The sequence below is a fragment of the Achromobacter aloeverae genome, from assembly GCF_004121055.1.
Classification (GTDB): Bacteria; Pseudomonadota; Gammaproteobacteria; order Burkholderiales; family Burkholderiaceae_B; genus Bordetella_C; species Bordetella_C aloeverae.
On the sequence record NZ_PYAL01000003.1, the window covers coordinates 435695 to 455268 of the forward strand.

At 66.0% G+C, this 19574-nt stretch carries 14 protein-coding genes; 8 read left to right on the forward strand and 6 right to left on the reverse strand.

Annotated elements, in window-relative coordinates:
• Positions 1-22 precede the first annotated feature (22 nt).
• Positions 23-850 carry a S24 family peptidase gene (locus C7R54_RS29225; protein WP_240039502.1) on the reverse strand — a complete coding sequence of 276 codons (828 nt, stop codon included), beginning with the start codon at positions 848-850 and terminating at the stop codon, positions 23-25.
• 177 nt (positions 851-1027) lie between these two features.
• On the opposite strand from C7R54_RS29225, the gene C7R54_RS12960 reads away from it, so the two are divergent.
• Complete coding sequence (locus C7R54_RS12960) at positions 1028-1399, forward strand: hypothetical protein (RefSeq protein WP_129150838.1); 372 nt, start codon at positions 1028-1030, stop codon at positions 1397-1399.
• 24 nt (positions 1400-1423) lie between these two features.
• On the opposite strand, the gene C7R54_RS12965 is transcribed toward C7R54_RS12960, so the two are convergent.
• Positions 1424-1705 (reverse strand): peptidylprolyl isomerase, encoded by a 282-nt coding sequence (locus C7R54_RS12965; RefSeq protein ID WP_129150839.1) that lies wholly within the window; start codon positions 1703-1705, stop codon positions 1424-1426.
• A 225-nt stretch (positions 1706-1930) separates the two neighbouring features.
• Between C7R54_RS12965 and C7R54_RS29230 the strand changes: the two genes are divergently transcribed.
• Together C7R54_RS29230 and C7R54_RS12975 are read left to right on the forward strand one after the other, a co-directional pair.
• A complete protein-coding gene (locus C7R54_RS29230) occupies positions 1931-4819 on the forward strand; it encodes an RHS repeat-associated core domain-containing protein (protein ID WP_129150840.1) in 2889 nt (962 codons plus the stop codon).
• 73 nt (positions 4820-4892) lie between these two features.
• Positions 4893-6251: a deoxyguanosinetriphosphate triphosphohydrolase gene (locus C7R54_RS12975; protein WP_129150841.1), complete on the forward strand. Its 1359-nt coding sequence runs from the start codon at positions 4893-4895 to the stop codon at positions 6249-6251.
• A gap of 40 nt (positions 6252-6291) precedes the next feature.
• On the opposite strand, the gene C7R54_RS12980 is transcribed toward C7R54_RS12975, so the two are convergent.
• The 4 genes from C7R54_RS12980 to C7R54_RS12995 form a co-directional block, all read right to left on the reverse strand.
• Complete coding sequence (locus C7R54_RS12980) at positions 6292-8715, reverse strand: TonB-dependent siderophore receptor (protein WP_129150842.1); 2424 nt, start codon at positions 8713-8715, stop codon at positions 6292-6294.
• 289 nt (positions 8716-9004) lie between these two features.
• Complete coding sequence (locus C7R54_RS12985) at positions 9005-10051, reverse strand: FecR domain-containing protein (RefSeq protein ID WP_129150843.1); 1047 nt, start codon at positions 10049-10051, stop codon at positions 9005-9007.
• A gap of 14 nt (positions 10052-10065) precedes the next feature.
• Entirely contained in the window at positions 10066-10578 is a 513-nt protein-coding gene (locus tag C7R54_RS12990) for a sigma-70 family RNA polymerase sigma factor (RefSeq protein ID WP_129150844.1), read from the reverse strand.
• A complete protein-coding gene (locus tag C7R54_RS12995) occupies positions 10478-11566 on the reverse strand; it encodes a hypothetical protein (protein ID WP_192903647.1) in 1089 nt (362 codons plus the stop codon). Before C7R54_RS12995 ends, C7R54_RS12990 begins: the two co-directional genes overlap by 101 nt.
• Before the next feature lie 102 nt (positions 11567-11668).
• Here C7R54_RS12995 and C7R54_RS13000 point away from each other — a divergent pair, with 102 nt between their 5' ends.
• From C7R54_RS13000 to C7R54_RS13020, 5 genes are all read left to right on the forward strand, one after another.
• Positions 11669-12937, forward strand: coding sequence for a carboxylesterase/lipase family protein (locus tag C7R54_RS13000; protein WP_129150846.1), 1269 nt, complete (start codon positions 11669-11671; stop codon positions 12935-12937).
• 72 nt (positions 12938-13009) lie between these two features.
• A complete protein-coding gene (locus C7R54_RS13005; RefSeq protein ID WP_240039503.1) occupies positions 13010-14005 on the forward strand; it encodes a Bug family tripartite tricarboxylate transporter substrate binding protein in 996 nt (331 codons plus the stop codon).
• A gap of 234 nt (positions 14006-14239) precedes the next feature.
• Entirely contained in the window at positions 14240-16351 is a 2112-nt protein-coding gene (locus C7R54_RS13010) for a hydantoinase/oxoprolinase family protein (RefSeq protein ID WP_129150847.1), read from the forward strand.
• Positions 16351-18021: a hydantoinase B/oxoprolinase family protein gene (locus C7R54_RS13015; RefSeq protein WP_129150848.1), complete on the forward strand. Its 1671-nt coding sequence runs from the start codon at positions 16351-16353 to the stop codon at positions 18019-18021. Before C7R54_RS13010 ends, C7R54_RS13015 begins: the two co-directional genes overlap by 1 nt.
• Positions 18022-18184: 163 nt before the next feature.
• Positions 18185-19573, forward strand: coding sequence for an MFS transporter (locus tag C7R54_RS13020; RefSeq protein ID WP_158021198.1), 1389 nt, complete (start codon positions 18185-18187; stop codon positions 19571-19573).
• Position 19574 lies beyond the last annotated feature (1 nt).

Sequence of the window (19574 nt, forward strand, 5' to 3'; positions counted from 1 at the left end):
GGACGGCGGGGCCTGGCAGGGGTCAGCATTCCACGAACTTGCCGATGACCACGCCGCATATGGTGGCCGACGCATCGATTTCGATCAGGCGGGGACCGGGCCAGTCCGGGTTGAGCGCGCGCAGGTACTGGTGGCCGCCCTCGATGAGCAATTGCTTGAACGTCGCTTCCTTGGAGTCCTCGAAGCGGACCACGACATTGCGGCCGTGTTCCGCGGCGACGTCGGGATCGACGAAGATGATGTCGCCGTCCTGGAACTTGGGTTCCATGCTGATCCCGCGCACGCGCAACGCGAAGGTGTGTGGACCGTGACGACGCGGGCAGGCGTGCCAGGCGTCGCCGTCGCCGGGCGCGAAGTTGTCGATGACTTCCGTCAACGCGCCGGCCTGGACCCAGGAAATCAAGGGCACCTGGCCCTGCATCGGGCGCGCCCGGCCGAGATCGTAGGGAGACGCGGCGGGTTCGACGCTGGCCGATTCTTCGGTGGCCGATTCAGCAGCGGTGTTCGAGGGCATGGCGGCGTGCACGGCCGGCCCGGCAGCGCCGGAGCGCGACGCTACGGCGGCCACGGCAGGGGTTGCGGTCGGCTTCGCGCGCGGCCTGGCCGGCGCGGCTACGGTGGACCGTTGGCCGGCATGATCCGTGTCCAGCCAGTACAGGCCCAGGCCGAAGGCCTGTTCCACCTTGCGGGCCGTGCCGTCGCCAATGTCCTTGGCGCCTGACGTGTAGCGGCTTACCAGCGAGGGCGTGGAGTAGCCGAGCGCGTCGGCGGCTTTCGTCTGGCTGCCGCCGCACAGGCGCGCGACGACATCGACGAAGTTAAGGCGGCGGATTTCTTTGGCGGATCGCATTGCGCGATTTGACCTCAAATTACCGAAAAGGTAAATAACCACACGGGTAATTTTTCAGCAATTTTTAGCTTGTTTTATGACCATTTAGGTAATAGCATTTTTCCCTTGCCGTCGATGAGGGATGTGCCTCGCGGGCGGAGGAGCGGACAAGGACTGAATGGACAAAAGGGGTCGGCGATGGATGGATCACTCAACGACGGCGTGCAGGTCGCTGTCTGGGTCAAATGGGTTTTCGGTAGCGGGGCGACGGGGGCGCTGGTCTCGGGCTTCGTCCTGCTGGCCCGGCGCCTGTGGCGCAGTGACCGGATCGCCGCGGTGGATACCCTGGAGAGCACGCGCTCGACCAAGGCGCTGGGCGATCTGACCGTCTCGCTCTTCGAGGAAAACCGCAAGCTGCGCGCGGAGCTGGATCACAAGAATGCGATGCTGATCGCCGCGTACCGGGATTTGCTGGGACAGGAGCATGCAGCCGCGCCGGCGGCAGCGGGGGCACTCGACGCGGCGGATGCGGCGGGCAGCGAGACCGGGGCGCGTCATGCGCACCCGTGACGCGAGCGCTGCCCGCACGGGCGGTCAGTCCTGGCGGCTGGTGACTTCGACCAGGTGATAGCCGAACTGGGTCTTCACGGGGCCCTGGACCTCGTTGACGGGGGCGCTGAACACGACCTGGTCGAATTCCGGGACCATTTGGCCGCGGCCGAACGTACCCAGGTTGCCGCCGTCGCGCTTGGACGGGCAGCTGGAGTGTTCCTTCGCGAGCTGGGCGAAATCGGCGCCGTTTTCGATGGCGGTCTTCAGTTCCTTGGCTTTTTCCTCGGTCGAGACGAGGATGTGGCGGGCAGAGGCGAAAGGCATGGTGTACTCCTTCAATATGGAACCTGGGAGAGTAACAAAAATGGTGGGGGGAAAGGCACAGCATAGGTCGCCGCGCCCTTTGGCATGTGGAGCCAGGTATCGCTCAGTGAGTGGTTGCGTACACGAAATCAAAATCGATCTGGAAAAACGCAAAGGTTGTGCGCAAATCATGGACGTATGATCCGCATTATCAATGCCTCGCTTCCGAGCTGGTGATGGTGACAGATGACAAAGCTGTGTGCCGGTACACCCAAGATCACTGTTCGCGATAACCGCGGCCTGACGGTTCGCACGCTGCGCTATAACCGCGGCCAGGTCAGTGACGTGACGACGCAGTACGTGGACGTACAGGTTTACAACGCTCTTGGTCAGGTCACATCCGGCCAGGACCCGCGCTTCTTCGGCACTGCCACCAAGAACTTCGAGTACACCCCGGCACTGTCCGGCCAGGTGATACAGACGGTCAGCGCCGACGCAGGCACGACCAAGTCGTTCACTAATATCGAGGGGCACCCGGTATGGGAGCAAAGCCGGGGACGCGATTGCCTGAATCAGGCGGATGACCAGTTCACCACGACGCGAGAATACGACGCGCTGGGTCGACCCACCGTACGTTGGGTCAATATCTGTCCCCTGGAGGGTGGGCTTGCGTCTGCTCACCGGACCGACGTCTGGGTGTATGGTGAATCGCGGGCGTTACCGACAGGTGTCTACGACTCGGCGAGCACGGCCGACCCGCGCAATCTGAACCAGCGCGGACGGTTGTTAAAGCACTACGACACGGGTGGTGTGCTGGACAGGAGCGCCCGAGGCTATCACGTAGCGGGCAAAGTACTGCGGCAGGATCGCCAGTTACTCAGTCTGGATGGTGGGGCATTCAATGGCGTGACTCACGGTTGGAATGGGACTTTGCCCGACGTCGATACTGCCGGGCTCGATCCCCACGCTTACGGCACGACCTGGACCTACAACGCGATGGCGCAGGTGCTCACACAGACGGACGCAAAGGGCCATCAACAGCAGACAACATACGATATGGTCGGACGCAGGGCTGCCAACGCCGTGACGCCCAACGGGGGCAAGAGTATGCCCATCACTGCCGCAGTGTCCTACACGGCAGGCGGCCAGATCGAGACCCAGATCGACGCCAACGGCGTACAGACGGTCTACACCTACGAGCCACAGACCACGCAACGTGTGCTGACCATCACGATCACGCGTAGTTCCGCCAGTGCCAGCGCGGCTAAGAGGCGCCGGTCCACGGAGAAGGGAGGTGGCTCCGGACGGGAAGGCACGCTACAGGACCTGGCCTACACCTATGACGGCGTAGGCAACGTCATTGCCTTGAACGATGCGAGTACGCCGGTGACGTATTTCCACAATGGGACGGTAGACGGTAGCCGGAGCTACAGCTACGACGCGTTATATCAGCTCGTCTCGGCGACGGGACGCGAGAACTCGGTGAGCAGTACGCCGCGGGGCACCGACTCACCCGACGCCTTTTCGCCGTTGGATCAGGCCAATTACCGTAGCTATCGCCGCAACTACCGTTATGACTTCGGGGGAAATCTCTGCCAGGTTGCGGCAAGCAACGCATCGGGCACGGGAGCAGCCGTCCCCACGCGCAACGTGATTGTGGCGGCTGACAGCAATCGGGCCCTGAGCAATGTCAACCACCCGGGGCTGACTCCCACAGACCTTTCGTCCTTCTTCGACAGTGCGGGCCAGAGTACGTGTCTGGACGGTAATGCGAACCAGCCGATGTATTGGACGCCGTACAAGCAACTCTACTGCCTGGTCACCTTGTACCGCGAAGATACGCCACGGCAGTCCAGCCTGCACGGAGACTGGTACGCCAGCGATTGTGAGTTGTACGCCTACGGCGGCGATGGGCAGCGCGTACGCAAGGTAGCGCAGACAAACTCGGCAGGAACCGTTTGGACCCATGATGCGATCTATTTGCCTGGACTGGAGTTGCGCCAAAACCACCAGACCGGTGAACAACTGGAAGTGATCGTGCTCGATGGTGGTGCACGGCTGCTGAACTGGATAAGCACGCCTCCCGAAGGCATCGCGCAACAGCAGATTCGCTATCGGTACAGCGATCGGCAGAACTCTTGCCAGATCGAGACCGACGAGAACGCCCGGATCATTACGCAGGAGGAGTACTACCCTTACGGGGGCACGGCGGTGTGGGCTGCTGCCTCAACGGGCGAAGCGAAGTGCAAGACCATTCACTACTCGGCTAAAGAGCGCGATTCGACTGGGCTGTACTACTACGGTTTCCGGTATTACCAGCCCTGGATCGCGAGGTGGGTCAACCCAGATCCGGCGGGGACCTTGGACGGAAGGAACCGCTATTGCATGGTGGGCAACAACCCCGCGACGTTCGCCGATCCGACAGGGCTATGGAGGGAAGGCGACGAAGAAGGAAGGCCGAGACAAGTAGCGAAGTTGCCTGAAATCGATGTGGAAGAGTGGATAGAGGGCGCGGAAGGACTGGAAGCAGTGGAAGGGCTGGATGTGGTGGAGGGGATCGAGGAAGGAGTCGAGATGCTGGCGGAGGTCCCGATCGAGATACCGGCTGATGTCGCGGCCGGACTCAGTGCAAAGGAAAGGCCATACCCATATGGGCACGAGCTGTTCGGCTTCCAGAGAAAAGATACGCACAAATGGCTACGCTATGACCCGATTCCGCTGGAAATGAGGGGGGAAAGACAGGTTGCCCTGGATGTCGGGGACCTGCATGTCATCAACAGAGCCTCGTCAGGTGAGTATTTTCTGAGTGGCGTCGATGACAAAAATGAGGTAATTAATGAAACCCGTATTCCGATTGCCTCTTCAACATATGATTTCGTAATTACCGTAGAACAATCGGATCGAGTGCTAGCCAGGGAATCCGACTTTTCAGGCAAGGGGCACTCAAGCCTTGCAGCAGAGAAGGACGTGCTTTATGCCGGAGAAATAGGCTTTGACGAGGACGGCAAGCTCATGTATTGGAGCAACGCTAGCGGGCATTATCGGCCCGATCCGAATAGGCATAGAACAAACATCCCCCCGCGACTTCGAGGAATGTTTGAAATAGAGAAGTTCGAGTTTCATCAGCACTCATGATGATTATTACTGTGATGGCTCCTGGTAAACGCCTCATCACAGGTTCGCGTGGGCGCGGCGTTGGAGGGTAGTCATGCAGTGGGAGCGTCTATTAACGCCGCAGCGACTGGGCAAACGGGCTGCGCCGGAGGAAACGGATCCGCGCAGCGAGTTCACTCGCGATAACGATCGCATCGTGTTTTCATCGGCCTTTCGCCGCATGCAGGACAAGACGCAGGTCTTCCCCCTCGCCAAGAGCGACTATGTGCGTACGCGGCTGACCCACAGCCTGGAAGTGGCGTCGGTGGGCCGGTCGCTGGGCATGCGCGCGGCCGAGCGCATTCGCCGCGTCTGCCCGGAAGCCGCCGCGGTGGCGCAGCCGGACGAGGTGGGCATGATCGTCGCCAGCGCCTGCCTGGCGCACGATATCGGCAACCCGCCGTTCGGCCACGCGGGCGAGTCGGCGATCCAGGAATGGTTCAGCCGCTCCCCCGAAGGCCGCGAGTTCCTGTCTTGCAGCGGGATGAGCGCGGCCGAACGGGCCGATTTGCAGGCGTTCGAGGGCAACGCCCAGGGCTTTCGCATCCTTACCCGCCTGCAGTATCCACAGCAGCGCGGCGGCATGCACCTGACGGCGGCGATGCTGGCCACATTCGCCAAGTACCCCGGTGCGTCGACCGCCGCCGATCCGGCGAGCGGGGCCACCAGCCGCCACAAGTTCGGCTACATGCAGTCCGAGGCCGACCTGTTCGAGGAAGTGGCGTCGATGACGGGCCTGTCGCGCCGGTCCGGCCGCGGCGCCGGCGCGGCCTGGTACCGGCATCCGCTGGCCTTCCTGGTCGAGGCGGCCGACGACATCTGCTACCACGTCATGGACATCGAGGATGGCTACAAGGCCGGCGTGGTGAGCCATGAGCAGTTGCTGGACCTGCACCAGCCCTGGCGCAGCGCGCATATCGACAGCCGTGCGCGCGAGATGGGCACGGATGCGCAAAAGGCGGAGTTCTACCGCGCCAAGACCATAGGCAAGCTGATCGACGATGTCGTGGATCAGTTCGAAGCGTGCCTGCCCGGCATGCTCGACGGCAGCTTCGATCGCGAGTTGACCGTCGGCATTCCCCGGTCCACCGAATTCAAGCGCTTCAAGGAAGTCGCGCGTGACCGCGTCTATCGCCACCAGGCCGTGCTGGAGATCGAGGCCTGCGGCTTCGAGGTCATCAGCGGCCTGCTGTCGGCCTTTCTCGGCGCGGTGGAGGACAACGCGGCGCGCGGCGAGCAGGGCCAGAGCGTGCGGACCCGCACGCTGCTGCACCTGATGCCGGGCGCCCACCGCGAATTCGCGGCGTTCTCGCCCTACCAGCGCGCCCTGTGCGTGACCGACTTCGTATCAGGCATGACGGACACGTACGCGGTCGAGTTCTACCAGCGCATCCGGGGAATATCCCTGCCGTGAGGCACGCCGCCGGCGGCGCCTGACGGTCCCTACCCGGCCCCTACCAGCGATACGTGGCGTTGGCCATCACCGTGCGGCGGGTGCCGTAGGCGCATTGCGTGGCCGTCACGCAGACCGCGTAGATCTTGTCGAACAGGTTGTTGGCGTTGAGCGCGAAGCGCCAGTGCTTGTCCAGTTCGTAACGCACCCCCAGGTCGACTAGGGTGCGCGGCGGCGTCTTGCCCAGGGTGTTGTCGGCATCGATGAAGGTCGTGCCCACGTAGCGCACACCCGCACCCGCGCCCAGGCCGCGCAGCGGTCCGCCCTTGATGGCGTAGTCCAGCCACAGGCTGGCCATGTGGGCCGGCTGCTGGGTGGGATGCTTGCCCTCGGTGCCGTCGTTGGCCTTGGTGATCTTGGCGTCGACGTAGGAGTAGGACCCCAGTACGCGCCACGCATCGGACAATACCGCCGTGCCCTCCAGCTCCACGCCGCGCGAACGCTGCTCGCCGGCCGCCGTGCTGTAGGTGCTGTCCACCGGGTCCGTGGTCAGCACATTGGTCATGCGCAGGTCGAACAGCGATAGCGTGACGAAGCTTTCCGCCTGCCTGGGCTGGAACTTCAGCCCGACCTCGTATTGCTTGCCGCGGCTGGGGTCGAACTGGTTGCCGTTGCGGTCGCTGCCGATATTCGGCTGGAAGGACTCCGAATAGCTGAAGTAGGGCGCAAGGCCCAGATCGGAGCGGTACATCAGTGCGCCGCGGAAGCTGTTGGCCGCGTCGCCCTGGTCGGTGCGGGCCGAGGTCAGCTGGTTCTTGACCTTTTGCGTGGCCCAGTCCCGGCGCGCGCCCAGCGTCATGATCCAGTGGTCGCGCCAGGTGATCTGGTCCTGTACGTAGGTCCCGGTCTGGCGCATGTGCGTGCGTTGTTGCGAGGCGATTCGGGTGATGGCCGCCGAACCGTCATAGTCGGGCTGGTAGAGATCCAGCACGCTGTTCGTGCCCCGTCCCTGGGTGCGCAGTTGGTTGTAGTCGTAGTAGTCCAGGCCGGCGAGCACGTCGTGCTTGAAATCCCCCAGCGTCCAGCGGCCTTCGACCTGGTTGTCGAGACCGAAGACGTCGACGTTGCGGTAGTCGCTGAAGGGCAGGCGGTTCAGGTACCGGTAGTTCGCGGCGGCGTCGGAATCGGTCTTGTCGACCGTGGCATAACCCAGGCCGTATCCCGCCGTGTTGACCCGGTAGCTCATGTGCGCGTAGCGGAAGTTCTGGCGGAATTGCAGGTGCGAGTTGAAGTCGTGCGACAGCTGGTAGCCGAACATGGTTTGCTCGCGCTTGATGCTGTCCACGTCCGGGTCGCCGACGAAGCGGCGCACGGGGATCTTGCCGTTGGGATTGTCCAGGACGGTGCCGTAGGCGGGCAGGAACTGGCCGAAGCCCACGTTGTCCTTTTGATAGCTGGCCAGCAGTGTCAGCGAGGTGTCGTCGCCGGGACGCAGCGTGACGCTGGGCGCGATATAGGTACGGTCATCGGGCGTGTACTGGACCTGCGTGTCGCTGTTGCGCACCAGCCCGGTAAGCCGGTAGAGCACCTTGTTGTTGCCGTCGACCGGGCCGCTGAAGTCGAAGCTTGCCTGGCGATTGTTGAAGGAACCGTAGGACAGCGTGATCTCGTGCAGGGGATCGTCGGTAGGCCGCTTTGTGACCATGTTGATCAGGCCGCCGGGCGCGTTCTGCCCGTATAGCACCGAGGACGGGCCGCGCAGTACGTCAAGTTGCTGCAAGCCGTAGGGCTCGATGCGGAATTCGGTGTTCGATTGCAGCCGCAGGCCGTCCAGGTACAGGCCCAGGGTCGACTCGCTGACGCCCCGGATATTGATCCAGTCATAGCGGGTTTCGGCGCCGGCATTGTCCGGCAGCACGCCCGCGCTGTAGCGCAGCGCCTGGCTGACCGACTGCGCGCCCAGGTTGTCCATGGCGGCTCGCGTGACGACGGACACCGATTGCGGCGTTTCCAGCAGCGGGGTCAGCGTCTTGGTGGCGGTGACGGTCTGTGTCGCCACGTAGCCGGGGTTTTGCATGGCGTCGGCGCTGGCGGTGACGGAGACCGTGGGAAGTTGCGTGGCGGCGTTGTTCGGCATGGGGGGCGCCGGCCGCAGCACATACGTGCCGGCGGCCGTGCCCGGCACGGCCTGCAGGCCATGTTGCGCCAGCAGAGCGCGGAAGCCGCCATCGATGTCGTAGGTGCCGTGCAGGCCGTCGCTATGGCGGCCGGCCGTCAGGTTGCCGTCGGCGGACAGGACGACCCCTGACTGGCGGGCATAGGCATTGAGTGCCTGGTCCAGGCTGCCGGACGCGACGTCATAACGGATGGCGGGTGGCGCGCTGGCGGGCGCGGCACCCGCGTCGGTGGCCGGGATCCCCAGGCCCAGGCAGGCCGCCAGCAAGGCGCAGCGGATCCGGCCGATGGGGAGTGAACGGGAGGGCATGTCGGTTCCTTGTACGGGATGAAGGGGCTGTCCTTATCTATCCCGGACGAGATCGGGAAATCGACAATGGGTGTGGCTGGTGCCCCCACGCCGCGCGGCTGCGCCGCTTGCTGCCCCCCGAGGGGGCCCTCTCGCCTTGGGGCGGCCCGGCGGCGAGAGGTGCCCCCACGCCGCGCGGCTGCGCCGCTTGCTGCCCCCCGAGGGGGCCCTCTCGCCTTGGGGCGGCCCGGCGGCGAGAGGTGCCCCCACGCCGCGCGGCTGCCGCCGCTTGCCGCCCCCACGCCGAGGGCTATCGCCGCATGCCTTCCACGGGGCCTCTTTTGCCTTGGGCCGGCCCATCGGCAAGGCGCACGATGGTCCAGTAGCGGGTGTAGCGCTGGATGCGCAGCGGCAAGGCTTCGGCCAGCGCATGCAGGGTCAGGTCGGTGTCGCGCAGCGAGTACACGCCGCTTACCGGCAACTGGGCGATGGCGCCGTCGTAGCGAAGCACGCCCGGACGGTAGCGGGCCAATTCGTCGAGGAAGCGCCCCAGCGGCATGCCCTCGACGGCGATCAGGCCTTCGGCCCAGGCCGGCGCGGCGGGCGGGTTGGGGCCGGGCGGACCGGCGCGGTAGGCGTCGTAGTGTGCCTGTTGTCCGGCACGGATCCACTGGCGCTCGCCGCTGTCGGCCGGCCGCAACTCCACCACGCCTTCCAGGACCTGGACGTCGGTGCCGGTGTCGGCCAGCGCCACGGTATAGCGGGTGCCGTGCGCCACCGCCGCGCCGTCGCGGGTAGCCACCCGGAAGGGGCGCGCCGGGCTGGCGGGGTCCGGGTGCGTCTGGACCAGGACGCGGCCTTGCACGAGTTCGATGACGCGCTGGCGGTCCGTATAAGCCACGTTGATCGCCGTGTCGGTATCGAGCAGGATGCGAACGCCATCGGCCAGTGTCACGCTGCGGATTTCACCCACGCCGGTGCGATGGTCTGCACGCGCCAACCGCCAGGCCGACCGCGGCCGGCTCTGCCAGACGCCCAGGCTCGCGACGGCGAAGGCGCCCGCGCCCAGCAGCAGGCCGCGCCGGCGCGATGAATGCGCGCCGTGGCGCTTGAGGACCGGTCGGGACAGGGCCGAAGGCACGGCCTGGAAGCGTGCGGCCAGGCCGCTGATGCGCTGCCAGGCCAGTTCATGCTCGGGCCGCTGCGCGCGCCAGGCGCTGCAGGCCTGCAGGTCGGCCGGGGTGGCATCGCCCGACCACACCCGCACGCTCCAGGCCGCGGCCTGGCGGACGATGGCGGGATCGATCGGGTGATCGTCGTTCAACGGGGGCGGGGCGTCGTCGCCGGGGCGGGCCATGTGGGGTGCGCGGCTCAATACGCCTGGCCGTACTCGGCCGCGTAGCAGATGCCGATCGCCGTCAACATGTATTTCTGCACGGAACTCACGGTGACGCCGAGTTGCCGCGCGATTTCCTTGTAGCCCAGCCCGTCCAGCCGCGACAGCAGGAAGGCATGCCTGACCCTGGCCGGCATGCGGTCCAGCATCGCATCGAGCGCTTGCAGGGTCTCCAGGATCAACAAGCGCCGCTCGGGCGAGGGGGCATGGTCCGGCGGCATGGCGGCCAGCGCGTCCAGATACGCCTGCTCGATGGTCTTGCGCCGGTGCAGGTCAATGACCAAGCCCTTGGCGACCTGCGCCAGGAAGGCGCGCGATTGTTCCGGCAGGGGCAGGCGGCCGGATTTCAGGACGCGCAAGTAGGTGTCATGCGCCAAGTCCGCGGCGTCACCGTGGTTGTTCAACCGGCGCAGCAGCCAGGTATGCAGCCAGCGGTGATGCTGGGAATAGAGCAGACCGAAATCGGCCGATAGCGCTTCTGCCGTCATGACCCGTCGAGTATTGATCGAAATGGGAATGATTATCGATCAAAGAGACGCGCGCTGGCAACCGCGCTGCGCGGTAGGCCCCGTACTGGTCCAGGGCCACCAGCACGACCAGGCCCGAGGCCCAGGCCGCGAGGACGCCGCGCGGGGGCAGCCGGCCGGGCAGCCGGGGCGGCCCGCCGGCGCCTGGGGGCGGGTCGCCGCCGTCGGGTCTTGTGGACGGCAGGCCCCGCAGGTAGGCGCGATAGGCCGTGCGCTGCCACAGCCAGATGACTTGCGGGATGACGAAAAGGAAGTTCAGGGCGTTGAGCGGCATGCCCATCGCGCCGGCAAACAGGACGACGAGCATGGTTTGGGGCAGGTTGGCGGCGTCCTGCCACGAGCCGGCGATCGTCATGCCCGCGGTCACCAGCAGACCGATGGCGATGCAGAACGCGAAATAGCCCACCAGGCCTTGCCATACGGCGACGGGATAGATGAAGTCGTCCAGCGCGGCTATCTGGTCCGCGTTGGCCTGTCGTGGCAGGCGGCGCAACCGGCGGCGCCATGAGCGCCGCCACACCAGGCCAGCGCCCAGCAGGCCGCCCAGGCTCAGGAGCATCGTCAGGATGTGGGGCCCCAGGTTCTCGGCCGTCGCCGGCGATCGCAGGCTCTCCACCAGCCCGCCCAGCGGCCGGCCGTCCCAGGCATTCAGCAACACGCCGAAGGCCAGCGCGACCGCGCAGGCGCCCAGCAGCCAGATCAGGGCCAGCTTCGGCAGCAGCCGGCTGCGGGCCGGCGCGGGGGAGGGGATCGACATGGGACCGTACTTTACCTCGGGGGGCAGCAAGCGGCGCAGCCGCGCGGCGTGGGGGTCTATTTTTGCCGCCGGGCCGCCCCAAGGCAAAAAAGCCCCCTCGGGGGGCAGCAAGCGGCGCAGCCGCGCGGCGTGGGGGTCTATTTTTGCCGCCGGGCCGCCCCAAGGCAAAAAAGCCCCCTTGGGGGGCAGCAAGCGGCGTAGCCGCGCGGCGTGGGGGTCTATTTTTGTCTACGATATGCCGCTTGAACAAAATTACTGCGCCCATCGCGGGCAGGCCTAAGGAGCAGGAGCGACATGAAGGACATCGTCCAGGCCAGCTTGCCGCAAGGCACGTTGAGCGGAATACGCGACCAGGGCGTCTGCCGCTTTTCCGCCATCCCCTACGCCGAAGCGCCCGTCGGCCCGCTGCGTTTCGCGCCGCCGCGTCCGGCGCAATGGCGCGGCGAGCGGGACGCCACGCAACCCGGCCCGGTCTGCCCGCAACTGACGTCGCGCCTCGCGCGCGTGATGGGCGACTTCGAGGCGCCGCAGTCCGAGGACTGCCTGCACCTCACTGTCTGGACGCCCGGCGTCGACGCACAACGCCGCCCCGTGGTCGTGTGGCTGCATGGCGGCGCCTGGCAAAGCGGCGCCGGCGCGCTGGATTGGTATGACGGCGCACGCCTGGCCCGGCGTGGCGATATCGTGGTGGTCGCTGTCAATTACCGGTTGGCCGGGCTGGGTTGGCTCTGCCTGCCCGGCGAAACCGCCAACGTCGGCCTGCTCGACGAGGAGGCGGCCATCGCCTGGGTGCACGCGCACGTGGAAGCCTTCGGCGGCGATCCGCAACGCATCACGGTGATGGGGCAATCCGCCGGCGCCTCCAACATCGCGCTGATGCTGACCCGCAAGCCCTTGTTCCAGCGTGCCATCATGCAGAGCGCCGGACTGGGCCGGGGTTTCCGCGACGCCGAGCAGGCTGCGCACCTGAGCCGCGTGTTCCTGCGCGCGGCGGGCGCGGACAGCCTGGCGGCGGCGCGCGAGCTGCCTGTGCAAGCCTTGCTGGACGCCCAGCTTGCTCCGGACGTGGTCGCGGCCCTGCAAGCCGAGGGCGCGAACCGCAGCCTGTTCTATCCCGCGATCGATGGCGACGTGGTGACGCGGGATATCGACGCCGCCATGACCGCGGCCGCGGGCCGCGCCGATGTCATGATCGGCTATACCCGCGACGAGTTCGCGGCGTTTCCGGGCGGCGGCCTGGATGAGGATAGCCGGCGCAAGGGCGACCGCACCTTCGCGCTGCGTTCGCGGCAATGGGCGCGCGATGCCGTGGACCGCGGCCGACAGGCCTGGGAGTATCGCTTCGACGCCGGCTATAGCCGCGAGTTCGGCGCCTGCCACTGCGTCGATCTGCCCTTTGTCTTCGATACCTTTGATGCTTTCCAGGGCGCCCCGATGCTGGAGGGGCTGGCGCCCGCGCAGGCGCGGCGGATCTCGGGCGACGTGCAAACCGCATGGATAGCGTTCATCCGGGGCGGGTCTCCGGGCTGGGACGTGGCGCCGGCGCAGCATCTTTTCGCGTGAGGCGCGCGCCGCCCTCGCATCTCGACCATGCATGCCAACCGGCGCCCGGCAACCGACGCATGCCAAGCAGGCATGGCGACCGCACATACCAACATCATCAAGGGGAATTTCGTGATCCATCTCAAGCGCCTTGCGCTAATGCTGGCCCTGTGCCTGCCCTGCGTGGTCCAGGCGGCCTTTCCGGACAGGCCTTTCCGCATCATCGTGTCGAACCCGCCTGGCGGGCCCGTGGACGTCATGCTGCGCGTCCTCGCCAACAAGCTTGCCGAGGCATGGAACCAACCGGTGGTGGTGGAAAACCGGCCGGGGGCTTCCGGCATCATCAGCACGGGGGCGCTCGTCAAGTCGCCCGCCGACGGCTATAACCTGGGCATGGTGGTGGCATCCGCGCTGACCATCGTGCCCTTTGCCGTCGATCACCTGCCCTATGACCCGCGCAAGGACCTGCAGCCGGTGTCGCTGGTGGCGCGCACGCCTTTCCTGTTCATCGTGCGCAGCGACAGTCCCTTCAAGACCTGGGACGATTTCGTGCAGGCCAGCAAGCAGCGCGAACTGGCCGTGGGTTCGTTCACGCGCGGCACGGCCTTCCACCTGATCTGGGAGCAGACCGCGCGCCGCGCCGGCATCAAGGCCCTGTACGTGCCATCTTCGTCTTCGGGCAAGACCCAGAACGACCTCATCGGAGGACAACTGGATATTGCGCTGGACGCGCCATCCAGTTCGCAGGCATTGATCCAGGCCGGTCGCCTGCGCCCCTTGGCGATTACCAGTCCGGCGCGCTTTGCCGGGCTGCCAGACACGCCCACGCTGGAGGAATCCGGCATGGCGGGCTACGCGCCCCAGCCCTGGATCGGCCTTATGGCGCCGGCCGGCGTGCCGGCGGACCGTATCGCCTTCATCCAGCAATCTGTCGCCAAGATCCTGCAAGATCCCGCGATGAAGGCGCAAATGGCCGCCCTGGGGATGATCCCCATAGGCGGCACGCCGGGCGAATTGGACGCCACCATCGAGCATGATCGCGCCGAGATGGAGCCCTTGATCAAGGAGCTGGGCATCCGCCTGGAATAGGCGCCATCGCCGAAGCGCCTAGGCTCCCGGGCGGTCTCGCCGGCGCTTGGGTTAACCCTATAAGGGTATTTGCTGGCACAGCCAGACTTGTTCTTGCCGCACTAATTACTTGTTTGCCAAGCCTGCGCCGCCGGGCCGATGATGATTCGGTACGGCGGCGCATTTATTTCCCGGTCCAGCGGATGACGTCCCTGGGCAGGCCGCCGGTTCCACGTCTTCAAAACACGGCAGAACATGGCAAACACGCAGGCAGCATGCAGGGCGGGCGTAGACATCGGTGGCACGTTCACCGACGTCGCGTTGGAATACGAAGGGCGACTGTCCACCGCCAAGGTCCTCACGGACTACGAGAAACCGGAAAGGGCCATCGTCCAGGGCCTGAAACTGGCCGCCCAGGAAGCCGGCATTTCCCCATCGCTGATCCGTTCCATCGTGCACGGCACCACGCTGGCGACCAATGCGCTGATCGAGCGCCGCGGCGCCCGCACGGCCTTCATCACCAGCGACGGCTTCCGCGATGTCATTGAAATGCGTAACGAGGGCCGTTTCGAGCAATACGACCTGGCCATTCAACTGCCTGCCCCGCTGATCCCGCGCCGCGATCGCTACGCGCTCAAGGGCCGCCTGGATGCCAGCGGCCGCGAGCTGGTGCCGCTTGACCTCGACGGCCTGGACCGCATCATCGACGAGATCCGCGCCGGCGGCTTCACCAGCGTGGCCGTGGGCCTGATGCACAGCTATCGCAATAGCGCGCACGAACGCAAGGTGCGCGAACACCTGTTGCGCGCGCTGCCCGGCGTGGCCGTCTCGATCTCCAGCGAAGTGTCGCCGCAGATACGCGAGTTCGAGCGCTTCAATACCGTTTGCGCCAACGCTTACGTCAAGCCACTGATGTCCTCCTACCTGAACCGACTGGCCAGCGCGCTGGCGGCGGAGGACATGCGCTGCCCGCTGTATCTCATTCACTCCGGCGGCGGCCTGATGTCGCTGGCCAGCGCCGCGGAGTTTCCCGTGCGCCTGCTCGAATCCGGGCCGGCCGGCGGCGCCATCTATGCCAGCCACGTCGCCGCGCGCTATGGGCTCGACCGCGTGCTGTCCTTCGACATGGGCGGCACCACGGCGAAGATCTGCCTGATCGAGGACCTGAGCCCCAAGACGGCCCGCACGTTCGAAGTTGCCCGTACCTATCGCTACAAGAAAGGCAGCGGCATGCCCATCTCCATCCCGGTCATCGAGATGGTGGAAATCGGCGCCGGCGGCGGTTCGATCGCGCACGTCGACGACCTGAAGCAGGTCCGCGTGGGCCCGGAAAGCGCCGGCTCCGAGCCGGGACCCGCCTGCTATGGGCGCGGCGGCGAGCGGCCCACCGTCACCGACGCCGACCTGGTGCTGGCCAAGCTGGACGCCAAGCGATTCGCCGGCGGCTCGATCACCCTGGACATCGACGCCTCGCGCAAGGCGATCGACGCGCACGTGGCCCGGCCCTTGAATGGAGAGACCGTGCAGGCCGCGTACGCCGTGGCCGAAATGGTGGACGAGAACATGTCCAACGCCGCGCGCATGCACGCCGTCGAAAGCGGCCGCGATCTCAGCGAGTACGCCATGATCGCGTATGGCGGCGCGGCGCCGCTGCACGCCGCCCGCCTGTGCGAAAAGCTGGGCATGGACCGCCTGCTGGTGCCGCCCGGCGCCGGGGTGGGGTCGGCCATCGGCTTCCTGCGTGCGCCGTTCGGCTACGAGTCGCTGCGCAGCGCCGTGATGCGCCTGAGCCGCTTCGACACCGGCGTGGTCAACGGCATGATCGAGGAAATGAATGAAGAGGTCTCCAGCTTCCTGCGCGAGACCGGACATGCGGGCGCCACGGTGCGCGAGTTGCGCGCCTATATGCGCTACGCGGGCCAGGGTTGGGAAATTCCGGTGGCCGCGCCCATGACGACGGTCGACAAGGCGGGGCTGGAGGTCTTGCGCGCCAACTTCGTGCAGGCCTATACCCAGTTGTTCGGACACGAGGTCGACGGCCTGGACGTGGAGGTGGTGAGCTGGTCGCTGTCCCTGCGCAGCGAAGTGCCGCCCCCCGAGCGCGTCAAGGCCAGCATGGGCGAGGCAGCGGCCTCGCGCAAGGAATATCCGCCGATCGACAGCCGTCCCGTCTTCGACGCCAAGACCGGCGAATTCCTGGATTGCGCCATCTACGACCGCGCCAGCCTGCCCGTCGGCCTGCGCCTGGATGGCCCGCTGATCGTCACGGAGAAGGAAACCTCGTCGTATGTCAGCCCGGGCTATGGCCTGATCCTTCAAGAGGATGGTTGCCTGCTGATTCAACGTGTACAGAAGGAAGCAGCATAATGAGCGCGAGCAAAAAAGGCGCAACCATACGCGTGCGCGAACAAATCATGTGGAACCGGCTGATCGCGGTCGTCGAGGAGCAGGCGGTCACGCTGGTGCGCACCGCTTTCTGCACCAGCGTGCGAGAGGCGGGTGACCTGTCGGCGGGCGTCTTCGACGCACAAGGCCGCATGATCGCCCAGGCCGTTACCGGCACGCCGGGCCACGTCAACTCCATGGCGGAGTCGGTGGGGCACTTCGTCGCCAAGTTCGGCGGCAAGCTGGTGCCCGGCGATGTGCTGGTGACCAACGACCCCTGGATGGGAACGGGCCACCTGCACGACATCACGATGGTCACGCCGGTGTTCCGCGGCGCCACGCCGCGCCTGATCGGCTTCTTCGCGTCGACGGCGCACGTCGTGGACATCGGCGGGCGCGGCTTCGGTCCGGATGCCGGCGAAGTCTACGAAGAAGGCCTGTGCGTGCCGTTGATGAAGTTCCACAAGGGCGGCGAGCTGAATGAAGACCTGATCGAGATCCTGCGCAGCAATGTGCGCGAACGCGACCAGGTCATCGGCGACTTCCATTCGCTGGTGGCGTGCAACGACACCGGGCGTCGCCGCCTGGAGGCCATGATGGACGAATTCGGCCTGGACGACCTGCAGGAACTGGCCGACTTCATCTTCGAGCATAGCGAACGCGCCACGCGCGAGCGTCTGGCGGCCTTGCCGGCCGGCAAGCATGCGTACGAGATGCGCGTGGACGGCTATGAGCAGCCGATCGACCTGCGCGTCAGCGTGCACGCGGAGGATGGCGCCATGTATGCCGACTTCACCGGCACGTCCGGCCCCAGCCGTTATGGCATCAACGTGCCGCTGACCTATACCAAGGCCTATGCCTGCTACGCCTTGAAGTGCGCGCTGGCGCCGGACATTCCCAACAACTGGGCGTCGCTCAAGCCGTTCGAGATCTCCGCCCCGGAAGGATGCATCCTCAATGCGCCGCGGCCCGCGCCGGTGGCCGTGCGCCACGTGCTCGGCCACCTGATTCCCGACGTGGTGCTGGGCGCGCTGCAGTCCTATCGTCCCGACCTCATCCCGGCCGAGGGCGCCAGCGCCTTGTGGAACCTGCAGATGCGCTTCACGGGCGTGCGGGCCGACAACAGCCAGTCGCGCCATGAAATGCTCATCTTCAATACGGGTGGCACGGGCGCGCGTCCCGCCAGCGATGGCCTGAGCGCGACGGCTTTCCCCAGCGGCGTGCATACCATGTCGTCCGAGGTCACGGAAAGCATCGGCCCCATCGTCGTCTGGCGCAAGGAGTTGCGCCCCGATTCGGGCGGCGCCGGCACGTGGCGCGGCGGCCTGGGACAACGCATAGAGATCGGCGCGCACGACGGCTATCACTTCACGTTGAACGCCATGTTCGATCGCGTGGCGTATCCGGCGCGCGGGCACGAAGGCGGCGGCAAGGGCGCCGCCGGCAAGGTGGGCATGGACGACGGCACCGTCATGCAGGCCAAGGGTACGCAGCTGATTCCGGAAGGCCGGCGCCTGGTGCTGGACCTGCCCGGCGGCGGCGGCTACGGCCCGCCGACCGCGCGTCCGGCCGCGCTGGTGCAGCGCGATATCCGCGATGGCTATATCAGCGAAGCGCAGGCGCGGCGGGATTATCCGCATGCGTTCGAGTGAGCCGACTCGTTGAGGACTAGGAACTCGGGCCAAGGACCGGCCCGTTCATATGAATGCGGGCCAAAGACCGGCCCGCGTGATGAGCGCGGGCCGGCAGGCCCGCTTGGTGTGTATTGCGTCCAGGATCCCGGCACGGAAGGTGCCGGACCATAAGGGGAATACGATGGCTATCAATGCAGCGCAGGCATCCAACGATCTGCGGTTGAATGGCGGGCGGGGCGACTCGGGCTTGGATGCCCGCCCCGCCGCGCCACGCAAGGTCGGCAAGAGTGAACTGAACCGCGTCGTCCTTGCGTCGGTGGTGGGCAGCTTCGTCGAGTGGTTCGAGTTCTCGGTCTATGGCTACCTGGCGAGCGTGCTGGGCAAGGTCTTCTTTCCCGCCAGCGCGCCGGGCACGCAGTTGATCGCCTCGCTGGCGGCCTTCGCCATCGCGTTTTTCGCGCGGCCATTCGGCGGCATCATCTTCGGTCCCATCGGCGATCGCCTGGGCCGCAAGCAGGTACTCACCGTCACCATCCTGATGATGGCGGTGGCCACTTTCGCCATCGGCCTGATTCCGTCGCATGACGCGATAGGCATGGCCGCGCCCGTGCTGCTGGTGCTGCTGCGCCTGCTGCAAGGCATATCGGCCGGCGGCGAAGGTAGCGGCGCGGCCATCTACGTGGCGGAGTACTGCTCCGACAAGCGCCGCACCGCCATCACCAGCTGGATCGAGGTCGGCTGCATCAGCGGCTTCGCGTTCGGCGCGACCATCACCACCGTCCTCACGGCCTTCTTCAGCGCGGAACAGATCTACGCCTGGGCCTGGCGCGTGCCCTTCCTGCTGGCCCTGCCGCTGGGCGGCATCGGCTTGTACATCCGCAAGCGCCTGGAGGAATCGCCCGCCTTCGAAGCGGTGAGCCAGAACAAGAAAGCCCATGCCAACGCCGGCTGGAACTACCTGTTTTCCCAGTGCATGCGCCTGGTGCTGATCTCTTGCGGCATCATCATCGTGACCAATGTCACGTTGTACACGGTGACGACCTATATCCCGACCTACCTGATCAGCACGCTGACGATAGACGCGAAGTCCGGCTTCCTGATGTCGCTGGGCCCGCAGTTGTTCCTGATCGCCATGATTCCCGTCATGGGCGCGCTGGCGGACCGCGTCACCCGCAAGCGCATGATGCTGGTGGGCAGTTTCGGCGTCCTGGTGCTGGCCATCCCTTGCTTCAACATGCTGGTCTCGGGAGACACCGCCATCAAGGTGGTGGCCCTGCTGATCCTCAACCTGTGCCTGGCGTCGCTGCTGGGGTGCATCTACTCGATCATCCCGGCGCTCTTCCCCACGCAAGTGCGCTTCACGGGGATGGCTGTCAGCTACAACGTGGCGGTGGCCCTGTTCGCCGGTACCGCGCCCATGCTGAACGCCTGGCTGATCCAGCAGACCGGGAACAAGATGATGCCCGCCTACTACCTGATGTTCGGCGCGGTGCTGGGCATAGTCGCCCTCGTCTGCAGCCGCGACAACACCGGCCATCCCATGCCCGGTGACGAGCCACGGCCGGAATAGG